Raw genomic sequence first — 12,242 nt, 5'->3', positions numbered from 1 at the left:
AGCGTTTAACTCAGTGAAATGGTGATAGAAAAGGATTGTCCGGAGGTCGGGCGCGTGCCGGTGATATCGACATACAACGTCCCGTCGTTCTCCGAACGCTCGAATGTGATGGCCGTCAGGCTTATTCGCGGCTCCCATTTCTGGATGGCGGAATAACAGGCGGCCATGATTTGCAGTCGCAGCGCCGGGCTCTGCGGCCTGTCGATCATCGCCGCCAGCAGCGAGCCGTAATCCCGCCGCATGACCCGCGAGCCAATCGGCGTAACCAGAATGTCGCGCACGCTTTGCCGGATGTGTTCCGCCTCTGAAAGGCTAAGCCCGGTCTGCCTGTTCATCCCCCTGTAACGCACCGTCATTGTGTCCCCTTAGTCCAGCTTCCGCCGCTTTGCACACTGCCGTGCGCGTGGTTATCCACCTGCACCCCGTTGGAGGTGAATTTACCGCCGGAATGCTCAATATTTCCGGCCATCACGCCGCCCTTCTGCACTTCAAGAGAGGCGGTAATTAACTTGTTGGTACACACCACTTCAGGCGTATCCAGCGTGATGCGGGACGTTGACGTCACCCTCACCTCCGGCACGGTGGCGGTCAGCGATTCTGAGGCGGTAATATCGGCCGTTTTAATGCCTGTAACCGTCAGCGCCCCGTGACCGGGTTCGTACTCGATGACCGCCCCGTCAGGAAACGAGACGTGGAACGCATCAGGCGACCCGGACGGCGCCGGATGGTCGTCAGAGAAAATGCCGGGCAGCACAAAGGCGGTATCAAGCTCGCCGCCGATGGCCAGCAGCAGCACCTGCTCTCCCTCGGAAGGGGCCCACCAGACGCGTGAACGTCCCGCACGACAGGTGAGCCAGTTCAGCCAGGTGGTTTTCATCCCGCCGGTCTGGACACGACAAAGCCCTCTGCTGAGGTCAACATCGGTCACAACACCGATACGAATAAGATTGCGGATCGCGCGAGCGATGCCGTTCATGGAAGTTAATGTATTCATGAGAAGAGAATGCCGTTCAGGAGGAACGGCAGCAACGAGACGGGGTTTTCTGCGGGATGATACAACAAGCGGTCCAGACGGCAGTCGGATGGCGGCCTTCAGCGCGGGGAAATTACTCCTCCCACTGGCTGACCAGCTCGCCGTTAACGTACAGCGCCTTCGGACGCGTGACGGGCTCCGGCAGCGGCGGCTCGGGGGAATACGTCGCGTGCAGAGCGCCCTGCTCCTGGGAAACAAGAATACGCTCGGTTAATTGCACGCTGATGGTGATATCCATCGTATCGTCATCGTTTAAGACGATCGCGAAGGTGTAACCGTTTTTGCGGCCTTCATCGAGGGTAAAAATATCCGGCTGGTTTACCCGAAGCCAGGCCAGCACCGGGACGAAAAATCCCTCGCTGTCGCCGGTGAAGCCGCTAACCTTCGCGTTCAGCGCATACCGCTTTTCAAAGGAGAGCGAGGAGGCCTGGCGGGCGTCAATATTGCCGCCTCCGACCGACATCTGCAGGCGCTCCGGGTTGGCATTGAGTTGGGGGATCGCGTCAATTAATGCCTGACGCAGGCTCTTGAGTTTGTGCATCGAGTTTATCCTGACAGTCTTTAATGGTTTCAACCTGCAGCGCGCAGGCGATAAGGGCGTATTCCAGCCTGCGAATATCCGCGCTGAGATCGCCGTTAGTGGCGGGTTCGCTCCCCGGCATCGGGCAGCGGCTCACCTTCGGGCAGGCGTTGTAAACAATGGGCTGCAGAGGCGCAGGCGGTGCGGGTGTGCAGCCTGCGGACAGCATCAGGCAGCTGAGCGGTATACCAGCGGCGTAACGCTTCATTTTCATTGAGTAATCTCCCGATAGTCGCTTCCCGTCTTGCCCTCTCCTCGCCCGCGGTGACAAGCTCCTCACGGAGCCTGACTTGGGCGTTTTCATTTGCTCTGGCCATCCGCTGCAACAGGGACAGCTGCTGATTAAGCGTGGCGAGGGCTGTTTTTTGCTCGCTGGCGACCCGATTGGCCGTAGCTAAGGAACGGGACAGGTTCAGGTTGTCATGACGAAGCCACAGCGCGATGGCCAGCAGCCCGGCCAGCGCCAGCATGAGCGTTCTCATGGCAGCCCCTTCATGCACCAGGCCTTCTCGCGGACGCGACGGTTTTCCAGACCGGCATTTTTGACGCCGTTGACGTACACCCAGCGGGTAAGCTGCCAGCATGCCTGCGGCCACTGTTTACGTTTGATAAAGGACACCAGCGTCGAACGGCAGGCGGCGCCTGCGCCGACATTAAAGGTAAAACTCACCAGCGCGTCATAGACCCGGGGCGGCATCTCTACCGGCGCACATGCCGCCAGACGCCGCTCGACGTTGAGCACATCAGCGACCAGATTTACCGCGGCCTCACGCTCGGTAATGTCCCGCGTCGGCACAACGTTTGCCGTGTGGCCAATGCCGGACGTCCATACGCCGGTGCTACACCGGTAGGGCGAGAGGCGACATCCTTCGAGGTCGGCAATCAACGCCAATCCTTCCGGGGACGTTTTCAGTAATCGAAAGTCAGGCATCAGCACCGCCAGGGCCAGCACGCCGGCGACGCTGCAACGCTTAATGATTGAGTTCACGAATGCTCTTCTTATCGAGGCCAAGAGACTGGAGATAGCGCCAGGTTTTTCGCTTAAACCAGTAATTCGTTAATGCGGTAAAAATGGCGCAAAGACTCCCGACGTACAGCGCGACTTTTTCAGGAGACATCGCCCCGAACCAGGCCAGCGCCACGGCCAGCCAGTAGGCGATAAACGTGGTGATTTTCTCCAGGCTCAGTCCCATAGGTTTACGGATTCTTTTGTGGGGGCGCTATTCACCTCCGGCATCTCTACCGGCGTGCCGTGAGGCAAGATAACGCCTAACTCCGCGAGGCCAGGATTGGCCTTCAGAACGGCTTCAACGACGCCAGCCGTGCGCCCATAAAAGCGGGCGCAAACGGCATCAAGCGTGTCCCCCTGCATTGCATAGATTTTCATCAGACGCTCCCAACATCCGGTTTCCAGGTACCGTAGAGTTTCCCGGGCCAGCAGGCTTTTCGCTATCGCTGACGGATGGACAATCGCGGGCACAACAGATCGTCCGCGAGCGGCGAAGCGTGGTTCAACGGAAGCGCAAAACAGGAATGAGGGTGTTGGTACGGGTGATGACGCCGGGGCTAGCGCCAGCTCTCGTCTTCCCAGACTTCCCGGAGGATAGCGTCCAGCGCCTCGCGATCGGCTTCTTTTTCAAGCCCCTGGAGCTCGACACCCGTCACCGATCCGATTTTCACGTTCACCCGCGATGACGGAAACAGGGATCGTATTCTGCGGGTCAGTTCGCACTGAAAGGCCTCAACGACGGCATGATCGATCTGCTGATCTTTATCGAGAGTAATGTTCACCCGAACGTTGCCCTCTTTTTTGATTCGTTCCGGAACAGGCGATGCTGAGAATACAACGGTAAATGCGTTGTTCTTGATTAAATTTCCCCGCGCAATCTCAGCAATCAAATTCAGGGCAATCTCACGATCTCTTTCCTGACACGTTCCTTCCGTCGTCAGTCGCGCAATCAGCTCGACTCGTTCAATCATGACCTGCTCGTTCAACTCTCTGTCCACACAACCTCCACCACGAGATACTGTATAAACATACAGTAGCACGTATTCATAAAAAGAGTGAAGCGAAAAATCAGAACCCTTCACGGTATGTACATGATATGGATGGAGATTAGCGGGTTCTCTGAGCGAAGAGATCCGTTAAATACCCAATACGTTCAAGGATTTTCCGCGCCTTTTGCTGGTAAGAACACGGTACCGGAAATAGCGATCCGTCAGCTGCGCCCCTGCACCATTTATTGTTAAAGCGGCTGATGCCTCCCGCCATCAGATGCAGGGCTTCTGCCCGGCTGATGGCTATCCCGGTGGCGAGCCGTATCTCATCGATCACCTTCTCCGGTACCCCGTTCTGCGGGTCGCTCGCGAAGACGACGGGCGCAGTCGCGCCAGGGCGGATGAATTTGATGCGTACGGTTAACGCCCGCCTCGCACGTCGGCTGAGGGGTTGAGAAAGATCGGTCTGCGTACAGTTATTGACAGAACTCCGAGAGGATACGGGCGCGTCCTTAAGATCCGCGGCCCGCTTCGGCACAATTTTCCACTGCGTGAGCCGGGTTAAAACTGGGCTGCCCGCGCCAACGGCAGAATCGTACACGCCGCGGATGCGGACCGTTTCCTCGCCGTACTGGTTAAACCCGGCGCGCGGCTCATACAGCGTGCGCACCTGTAAATCATCGCGACGCACAAACGGCCCGCCCTGCGCAGTAACGTAACCCGCCCAGTCCCCGGCGTCGGCAGCCTCATGGACGGCGGCAAACTCAACGCTCAGACCGCGCGCGGCCTCGGTATCCACCAGACGCCGCAGCTCGCGGTAGACCGTTACCGGCGCGCCGCCGATGAACTGAAACTGGCGAATGTGCCAGCGCCCTGCCCAGGCCGACACGGAGGACGCCGTCTCCTTCAGCAGCCCGCCGCTTTCGCTATCGGTCTCGCCATCGAGCGCATAGCCGTCGATATTCTTTGAGATGTATTTGGCGATATAGCCGGTAGCGCTGCCTTTCTGCGGATCGATCGCGTCCGCGTGAAAGCGCGCCTGTCTGGCGCTTTCGCTCTGCAGCTCGGCAGCATCCTCCTGCCGGGCATAATCCCCGATAATCCGGCGAACGCATTCGACGTCTTCCGGCAGCATAAACATCAGCATGTGCCAGTGGGGCGTACCGTCGTGATGGGGTTCCGCAACGCGGATACCAAAGATACGGCGCCCGTCCCGGTGCAGTTTTGCCCGGATGCGCGCCCACAGGCGGGTAAAGTAGATTTGCGTATCCGCCGGGCTGGCCCCGTTCCACTTCGCGTTGGGGAAGCCTGATTTCAGCGTCGCGTGATACTGCGCGGGCGCGGTTAAGGTATAGAACTCGCCCACGTATCCCAGCGCCTCACAGATATTTTCAAACCCGCGAATACGGGTCATCAGTTCACAGCGACGTATCGCCGGGTTGGCCACCGAGCTGTCGTATTTTTCAATCAGGCTGATGTGGTTGCCCTCTTCATCTTCCAGCTCCATGCCCTTGAGAAATTCGCGCGTGCGGCGCTTCTGCTCGCGCCACTCGGTCACGCAGCGTTTACTCGCATACGCCGTTCTCCGTTTGCTGACGTTGCCGAGGGCGATCTGCAAATGCTCGCGCCAGGCAGCCGCGACCCGACGCAGACGCCCGCGCCACCACGCCTCGGAAAACATGCGGATCACCGCTGCGGCAACGTCATCTTTGTTGAAAAACGTCTTCGACACCCGCTCCCAGTGCGGTGGCGACACGTTGAACTGCCGGGCAATCAGTCCGGCGCGCTGATACCAGACGTACAGCGTCTGGTATTCACCCATCTCAGCATCGTTAATATTCGCCAGCTCGCCGCGAATAAAGCTGGCGATATCTGCGGCCAGCAGGTCGATGTCCGCGCGGGACATATCCGGAAGGCGGTTATAGCGGGCCACCAGTTCGACCATCCGCGAGGCGAGGTATTGCAGAAGCTGAGTGTCGAAATGGCCGTCAAACACGGCCCTCGAGACCTCGTCGTGCAGGCCTGTGCAGGCATAGCGTTCAGAGACCCGCCTCAGACGGGGTAACATCCTTTTGCAGAAGCGGATCAAAAAGGCGTTAGCCTGCGGGCTGCCCCTATGCTGTTCGAGGGCGTCAACCGTGCGCCAGACCTCGAAGCGTACGCAGTCAGGCTGCTGTGAGAGGGAAATTCTTGCCTGCTGCAGCGCCGCGAAAAGGCGATCGCGGCGCTGCTGTTGGGCGTGGGTGAGATAAGGGCTGGCAATGGCCGACCGTGGGGCATTCCACGGATAAGCAAATGACGTAGCCAACTTATCCTCCCCGGACGTGTTTATTTTTCATCTCCGCGATCTCCTGGCAGGTCACGCACAGGGCTACGCCAGGCACCGCTATTCGGCGCGCCTCCGGTATCGGGGCCTCGCAGTCCTCGCAGAGGAAACGCGAAGGCGATGCGGGTCGTCTGCGGGCGCGATTAATGTAACGCTCTCTGTCCTCCTGCTCGCGCACCTGCGCAAGATCGATAAAATCGGCCATCAGTGCAGCTCCTGGGATTCACGCTCGTAGCGGGCCGCCTCGTGGCACAGCAGTTCGGCAACGTCTTCTCCGCTCATGCCGGTTTTGTAGATATGGCTCGCCAGGGCCTCCAGACGCAGGGAGACCGCGAGGGCTCGCGCGCATCGTTCCTCTGTTTTTGCCTCTGCCAGCAGACGCTTCAGTTCTTCACTTCCGGTCGGATAAGGGCGGTTTTCACTGTTTCGCATCACGCGTTCTCCTTAAATTCAGGCAAAAGGATGCCCGGCGGGTTTACGCCATTAGGTTTCTGGTTGGGTTATATCGGCATGGTCAGCCGTTCAGGAAATAAACTCACGACAGCACGAAAATGATTCATGGCGTTAATCAGCGCCCTTTTCTCCTCTGTGGTTAGCTCACTGAGCTCGCACTCATGACGGGCGACGGGCAATCTCGCCAGGAAAAAGAGGGCGGCCAGCGCCCTGCTGTTCTCCTCAAAACAGGGATCGCGCTTATCGCGCAGCTCAGCCATAAACCGCGCCAGCTCTTTTCCGCTATCGCTCCCGTATCGGGCGCGCAGTTCAGCGATGTGGTTAAGCCCGCTAAGGCGAGCTCCCACGCTAAGTGGAACCCTTGCACGGGCAGCTTCTATCGCCATATCTCCCCACGCGTAAACTCACGCACGCTAGTGCGCTGAAAACGGGCACAGCACGGTTTTTTCCGCCGTTTGATGATTGCGATTTCAGATGCCATGCTGCATGATTCCCATTTTGATAATGTCTGCAATCATTAGCCTCTGTTTGCCAACGCCTGCCGCTGATTGCCCGAATTTGTAATGATACTAATACCCAAATGAGTATTAGTAAACACCCAAAGGAATATATTTTGATTTTAGATTCTCAAGTGAATAATGAAGAGTTACTCGATAGAATCTGTCAGGTATATGGTTTCACGCAGAAAATCCAGCTGGCCCGGCACTTTAATATCGCCGCCAGCTCGCTTCAGAACCGCTACGCGCGCGGTACCGTCTCTTACGACTTTGCGGTTCAGTGCGCGCTGGACACCGGTGCCAGCCTTCGCTGGCTGATGACCGGACAAGGTGCACAGTTTGAAGGTCACCCCGCGCCGGGCGATCCGGTTTCGGTTTCCACATTCACACTGAGTGATGGAAAGCTGGAAGAAAATACCACTTTGAGTATTGACTCTGGTTTCTTTAGCAAACCGCTGGCTCGCGGCATCGCCGTTCGGGCGGAGGGAAAGCTGCACTTTATTGAAAAAGAAGCATCGTTAACCGACGGCCTGTGGCTGGTTAAGATTGAAGGCACCGCCAGCATCCGCGACCTCACGCTGCTGCCGGGTAAAAAACTCCACGTGGCGGGCGGCAAGGTTCCGTTTGAATGCGGTATCGACGAGATAAAAACGGTGGGTCGCGTAGTGGGGATTTACAGCGAGGTTAATTGAGGGTGGGTCGGATGCATTCGCCACCAAAGGTGGGGCGCTCGCTTTCGGGTAGGACACGGAAAAACCCGAGGCAGGGGAAAAAGAGGATCGACGCACATTAACAGGGCTGGTGAAGGTGTGGCATGTCGCTCTATCGGGTTTACCCCATAATGAGAGCACCACACATCAACTCATTAAAGAAATCCCCCATCGCGCCGATCATCATCCGTGTGTATTATTTCCTGTAGCTTTTACAACAACTAACCTTAACTCAAATACTTAAGCGCCAAAGCGAAAGGCATCATGAGCACACCGATCAAACGGCTAGAAATCATTAAAAATGCCATTGAACTGGAAGATGACGACATCATCCAGAGCCAGCTGACACGCCTGAAAAATGAAGCGTTTGACGATGAGCTACAGGCAATCGTCGTGGCGCTTGAGGAGAAGAACTACACCGCTGCGATGGCGGCAATTACCGCCTGGCTGCAGGGCCAGCGCGCCGTGACCCAGTGGCGAGATCCGCAGGTGGCCGCCAGCAAGCTGGAGCTGAAGGCGCTGGAAGAGCGTCTGCGCGATCTGATTGACCGGCGCAACGCCCGGGTGCAGCAGCTTGATGAGTTCAACGATCTCTATTTTTCTCGCCTCGGACCGCTGATGCAGCAGATCCTCGCCCTGCGTAAAACGCTGGCCGAGCTCAATCTGCGCCGTCAGCAGGCGGAAGCGCGTCGTCGCGAGGAAGATTACCGTCGCTGCCAGCGCTATATGGCGCAGGCGGTAGAGGTGCTGGCGACGCTCACCCAGCGCTGGCGCGATCTCCCGGCCGACTCCGTGCAGGCCGCTGAGGCGCGTAAGCATCTGGAACAGCAAAGCAATCTGATTGCCAACCTGCTGGCCGAAGCGCTGGAGCTGGAGAGCGGCTTAACGCGCGAAGAGGAGCCTGCGCGTCAGGCGCGCGACGACGCTAACGAAGAGTACGAGAAGTATCGCGAGCAGCATCACGATGCCGAAGTGCGGCTGCGCAAGGGCAAGGATCTTTCGGAAGAGGATCGGAACGAGCTCAAGCGCCTCTGGCGGCAGGCGAGCAAGCTCTGCCACCCGGATCTGGTGGCGGACGACCTGAAAGAGGAAGCTAACGCGATGATGGTCCAGCTCAACCAGGCGAAGCAGCGTGGCGACGTTAAAACCATTCGCTCACTGGTGGCCCGGCTGCAGCAGGGCTTTGAGCCATTGATGGCAAGCGACAGGCTGAACGATCTGGAACGTATCCGCAAAAAAATGGCGCAGGTTCGCGAGCAAATCGACATTTTAGTGAACGAGCTGGCGGAGCTGGAGAAAGAGGAGTCCTGGCTTCTGGTCTCGTCGCTGAACAATATGGAAGCATACTTCGCTCAGCAGGAGAAAGCGCTGCACGAGGTCCGCGCCTCGCTCGAACATCAGGTGAGCGAAGCGCAGCTGGATTCCGCCGCCTGATTATTTGGCGTGCCAGTATGCGCTGGCACGCACCAGTTGCTGGTCAATCGCGTCGGTTTCAAACTGACGGCTCAGCGTCTTCACTACCTTCCCTTCCCCGGTCAGCCAGATGAAGTAATCTTCCTCTGGAACGGTCAGCGCCGCCAGATGGTCCGCTACCGCCTGCTCGCTGTGGCCCACCACCCAGGTGATGTTGAATTCACTCAGGTGCGCCAGATACGCCTTATAAGAATCGTCCCCGACCGTCACTACCGCATGAATTTCCGGGCGAACCGGCAGTTTAGCAATGCTCTCCAGGCGTCGGCGCAGCGCGGGCATGCCGGACTCGTCGCACACGTACAGCTGCCAGGCGTAATCCTCCGGCACCACCAGCGAACCGCGCGGACCGCCGATGGTCAGCCTGTCTCCCGCTTTCGCCTCGACCGCCCAGCGGCTGGCAATGCCGCCGTCATGAACGAAGAAATCGAGCGCCAGCTCATGATTTACCTCGTCGTACAGCGGCGTATAGTCGCGCGTCTGAGGACGTACGCCGTCGCCCCATTCGATGCCTTCATCGGTGACCACCGGCGGCACAAACACTGCCCCCGGGGCCGGGAAAAAGACTTTGGTATGGTCGTCGAAACCGCGGGAGCTAAAGCCCTCCAGCTGCTCGCCGCCTAAAACAATGCGCTGGAAACCCGCGCTGGCGCGCTCAACGCGGAGCACCGTCAGCTCGCGAAAGCGCAGGTCATTACGAACACGCTGTGGGTAACGGGTAGATGCCATTTTTAGCCCCTTCTCTGGTGAATACGATATATCTAAATCAATTATCCAAATGATAATGATTACTAGTAAGTAAAAATGCAAGATCTTTTAGATTGCATCTGAATATATCTTAGATATAGTTTAGATATATCAAATTAAGAGAACTACTATGCGACACGAACACGACAGCGGCGGGCGCCGACCGCGCTTTTTCGGCCACGGCGATCTGCGGCTGGTGATTCTGGATATCCTGACCCGCAGCGCGAGCCACGGCTACGAGCTGATCAAAGAGATCGAGAATCTGACCCAGGGGAACTACACCCCGAGCCCAGGAGTGATCTACCCGACCCTGGATTATCTTCAGGATCAAACCTTTATCACCATTACGGAAGAAGAGAACGGTCGTAAGACGATTACGATTACCGCTGAAGGACAACGCTGGCTGGACGAAAACCGGGAACAGCTGGAACAGATCCAGGTGCGTATCAAAGCGCGTTCCGTCGGTTTTCAGCTGCGCAAAAACCCGCAGATGAAGCGGGCGCTGGATAACTTCAAAGCGGTGTTAGACCTGAAGGTGAATCAGGGAGAGCTCAGCGACGCGCAGCTCAAGCAGATTATCGGCGTTATTGACCGCGCGGCGCTCGAGATCTCCCAGCTGGACTAAGCCGGAGCGTGCTCGTTCACGCGGAAGACGCGTACCAGCTCCTTCAGGTGCATCGCCTGTTCGTTAAGCGATGCTGCCGCCGCCACAGACTCCTCCACCAGCGCGGAGTTCTGCTGGGTGGTGGCGTCAATCAGGCCAATCGCGCTGTTAATCTGCGAGATACCTTCCGTCTGCTCGTGGCTGGCCTGGCGGATTTCGCGCAGGATCACGTCCATCTCTTCCACGTTGCCGACCATCCCGTTGATCAACGCACTCGCTTTTTCAACCAGGTTCATCCCGTCCTGGGTCTGGCTGGTAGAGCTCTCAATCAGCTCGCGGATTTCGCTGGCAGACGACGCGCTCTTCTGGGCAAGCTGGCGAACTTCACCCGCCACCACCGCAAAGCCGCGACCGTGCTCGCCGGCGCGCGCCGCTTCCACCGCCGCGTTCAGCGCCAGAATATTGGTCTGGAAAGCAATAGCGTCGATCAGGTCGATAATGTCGGACATCCGGTTCGACGTCTCGTTAATCAGGCGCATTTTGCTGGTCACCTGCTTCATCATCTCGCCGTTGTTTTTAACCACTGTGGCGGCATCCGCCGAAAGGTTGGTCGCTTCCCCGGTATGCGAGGCGGTATTTTTCACCGTCGCGGTGATCTGCTCCATCGAGGCGGCGGTCTGTTCTACAGAACTTGCCTGCTCTTCCGTGCGCGCGGCCAGATCCTGGTTCCCGGCGACAATCTGCGCGGCTGCGCTGGAGATATTCTCCGAGCCGGTTTGCACCTGCTGCACGATGTCCAGCAGTCGCGTTTTCATCTCCATCAGCGCATGCAGCAGCAGACCCGTTTCGTCTTTACCGTGTGGCGTGATGCTGCCCGTCAGATCGCCCTCAGAAATGGCTTTTGCAAAATGCACCGCCTCGCCGAGCGGTCGAGTGATAGCGCGCACGATAAACCAGCCAATCAGGCTGCCTGCCGCAACGCTAAAAAGCGTGAGCAGGATCAGCAGCAGGCGGTTAGACCTGAAATCCCCTTCCACCTGCGCGCCGGCACTCTGCATCTCGCTGTTTTGAATGGTAATCAGCTCCTTCACCTTCGCTTTATAAGCCTGCTGCACGGCGAGGGTGGTGGTCATCATCTCCTGAATAGCGCCCGCACGATTGTTGTTCTGCACCGCCTGCAGAATGCGGTAGCGCGAGTCCAGATACTGCTGGCGCACGCTGCGGATCTCCGCCAGAACCTGCTGAGACTTTTGATCCTGCAACGCGTTGTTCAGCTCGCCCAGGATCACCGTGATGTGCTCGCTGATCTCTTTCAGGCGCTGCTGAGATTGCCCCGTATAGGTGCCCTGCTCGTCCAGCAGCATCAGCTGTTGAGTGCTAATAAATTCCTGGAAGTTATCGATTAACTGGTTCGCTTTTACCGTGGTCGGATAATCACTGGTAATAATCGATTGCATCCCGTTATTAGCCCGGTTCAGGCTCAGCAGAGACAGGCTCGCACTGATGGCCATCAGGACAATAAAGAACCCGAACGCCAGAAATAATTTCGTGCCGATCTTTACGTCATGTAAGAACATATTTTCTCCATCGATGTGATTATTTCTCAGACGATCGCTGTTATCGGTAACGATTTCGCTAACTTTATGAGTTTGATCGTTTTTTTATTTCATAACCCCCGCAATGCATAGGTGTAGGCTATTAATATGGCCTCATCGATCGTTACCAGACCGTCAAACGGGGTATTTTCGAAATAGCATTCTGAAGAACTGACTTAGGCAGGAATAAATAACTGAGGCACTTTCTTTAGTTATTTAATATTAAATT

At 57.3% G+C, this 12,242-nt stretch carries 18 protein-coding genes; 3 read left to right on the top strand and 15 right to left on the bottom strand.

All coding sequences use genetic code 11. The features are described from left to right. Positions 1-5: 5 nt before the first annotated feature. From IM317_RS03020 to IM317_RS02965, 13 genes are all read right to left on the bottom strand, one after another. Positions 6-356, bottom strand: a complete 351-nt coding sequence (locus IM317_RS03020) for a GPW/gp25 family protein (RefSeq protein ID WP_033146688.1) — start codon at positions 354-356, stop codon at positions 6-8. Then, positions 353-994, bottom strand: coding sequence for a phage baseplate assembly protein V (locus IM317_RS03015; protein WP_033146689.1), 642 nt, complete (start codon positions 992-994; stop codon positions 353-355). Before IM317_RS03015 ends, IM317_RS03020 begins: the two co-directional genes overlap by 4 nt. 112 nt (positions 995-1,106) lie before the next feature. Continuing rightward, complete coding sequence (locus IM317_RS03010) at positions 1,107-1,574, bottom strand: phage tail protein (protein WP_033146690.1); 468 nt, start codon at positions 1,572-1,574, stop codon at positions 1,107-1,109. Continuing rightward, on the bottom strand, positions 1,537-1,782 hold the full coding sequence (lysC, locus tag IM317_RS23870; protein ID WP_231926973.1) for an Rz1-like lysis system protein LysC: 246 nt from the start codon (positions 1,780-1,782) through the stop codon (positions 1,537-1,539). Before lysC ends, IM317_RS03010 begins: the two co-directional genes overlap by 38 nt. Further along, positions 1,670-2,095 carry an Rz-like lysis system protein LysB gene (gene lysB, locus IM317_RS03005; protein WP_033146691.1) on the bottom strand — a complete coding sequence of 142 codons (426 nt, stop codon included), beginning with the start codon at positions 2,093-2,095 and terminating at the stop codon, positions 1,670-1,672. Before lysB ends, lysC begins: the two co-directional genes overlap by 113 nt. Continuing rightward, on the bottom strand, positions 2,092-2,601 hold the full coding sequence (locus IM317_RS03000) for a lysozyme (RefSeq protein ID WP_033146692.1): 510 nt from the start codon (positions 2,599-2,601) through the stop codon (positions 2,092-2,094). The genes lysB and IM317_RS03000 overlap by 4 nt, the downstream gene beginning before the upstream one ends. Further along, the gene (locus tag IM317_RS02995; protein WP_029741404.1) at positions 2,585-2,806 is read right to left on the bottom strand and encodes an HP1 family phage holin; all 222 of its coding nucleotides are present in this window, start codon (positions 2,804-2,806) and stop codon (positions 2,585-2,587) included. The genes IM317_RS03000 and IM317_RS02995 overlap by 17 nt, the downstream gene beginning before the upstream one ends. Next, entirely contained in the window at positions 2,797-3,000 is a 204-nt protein-coding gene (locus IM317_RS02990) for a tail protein X (RefSeq protein WP_023309248.1), read from the bottom strand. Before IM317_RS02990 ends, IM317_RS02995 begins: the two co-directional genes overlap by 10 nt. Before the next feature lie 179 nt (positions 3,001-3,179). Continuing rightward, positions 3,180-3,620 carry a DinI-like family protein gene (locus IM317_RS02985; protein WP_033146693.1) on the bottom strand — a complete coding sequence of 147 codons (441 nt, stop codon included), beginning with the start codon at positions 3,618-3,620 and terminating at the stop codon, positions 3,180-3,182. Between the two features lie 109 nt (positions 3,621-3,729). After that, positions 3,730-5,919, bottom strand: coding sequence for a replication endonuclease (locus IM317_RS02980; protein ID WP_033146694.1), 2,190 nt, complete (start codon positions 5,917-5,919; stop codon positions 3,730-3,732). Between the two features lies 1 nt (position 5,920). Then, positions 5,921-6,142, bottom strand: a complete 222-nt coding sequence (locus tag IM317_RS02975; protein ID WP_033146695.1) for a TraR/DksA family transcriptional regulator — start codon at positions 6,140-6,142, stop codon at positions 5,921-5,923. Further along, positions 6,142-6,369 (bottom strand): DUF2732 family protein, encoded by a 228-nt coding sequence (locus tag IM317_RS02970; protein WP_029741400.1) that lies wholly within the window; start codon positions 6,367-6,369, stop codon positions 6,142-6,144. Before IM317_RS02970 ends, IM317_RS02975 begins: the two co-directional genes overlap by 1 nt. Before the next feature lie 68 nt (positions 6,370-6,437). Then, positions 6,438-6,776: a DUF5347 domain-containing protein gene (locus tag IM317_RS02965; RefSeq protein ID WP_033146696.1), complete on the bottom strand. Its 339-nt coding sequence runs from the start codon at positions 6,774-6,776 to the stop codon at positions 6,438-6,440. Positions 6,777-7,003: 227 nt separating this feature from the next. Between IM317_RS02965 and IM317_RS02960 the strand changes: the two genes are divergently transcribed. Both IM317_RS02960 and IM317_RS02955 read left to right on the top strand, forming a co-directional pair. Continuing rightward, positions 7,004-7,579, top strand: coding sequence for a phage repressor protein CI (locus IM317_RS02960; RefSeq protein ID WP_033146697.1), 576 nt, complete (start codon positions 7,004-7,006; stop codon positions 7,577-7,579). A gap of 282 nt (positions 7,580-7,861) precedes the next feature. Then, entirely contained in the window at positions 7,862-9,031 is a 1,170-nt protein-coding gene (locus tag IM317_RS02955) for a DNA repair protein (RefSeq protein WP_033146698.1), read from the top strand. On the opposite strand, the gene IM317_RS02950 is transcribed toward IM317_RS02955, so the two are convergent. Further along, a complete protein-coding gene (locus tag IM317_RS02950; RefSeq protein ID WP_033146699.1) occupies positions 9,032-9,796 on the bottom strand; it encodes a siderophore-interacting protein in 765 nt (254 codons plus the stop codon). A 148-nt stretch (positions 9,797-9,944) separates the two neighbouring features. Between IM317_RS02950 and IM317_RS02945 the strand changes: the two genes are divergently transcribed. Continuing rightward, positions 9,945-10,439: a PadR family transcriptional regulator gene (locus tag IM317_RS02945; protein ID WP_029741394.1), complete on the top strand. Its 495-nt coding sequence runs from the start codon at positions 9,945-9,947 to the stop codon at positions 10,437-10,439. Here the strand turns inward: IM317_RS02945 and IM317_RS02940 are convergent. Beyond that, positions 10,436-11,995 (bottom strand): methyl-accepting chemotaxis protein, encoded by a 1,560-nt coding sequence (locus IM317_RS02940; RefSeq protein WP_033146700.1) that lies wholly within the window; start codon positions 11,993-11,995, stop codon positions 10,436-10,438. The genes IM317_RS02945 and IM317_RS02940 overlap by 4 nt on opposite strands. Between the last annotated feature and the right edge of the window lie 247 nt (positions 11,996-12,242).

Source organism: Enterobacter cloacae complex sp. S3 (genome assembly GCF_014930495.1).
Lineage (GTDB): Bacteria > Pseudomonadota > Gammaproteobacteria > Enterobacterales > Enterobacteriaceae > Enterobacter > Enterobacter asburiae_B.
Note: the sequence above shows the minus strand (reverse complement) of the source record. Positions and strands in the feature narration are given on the sequence as shown.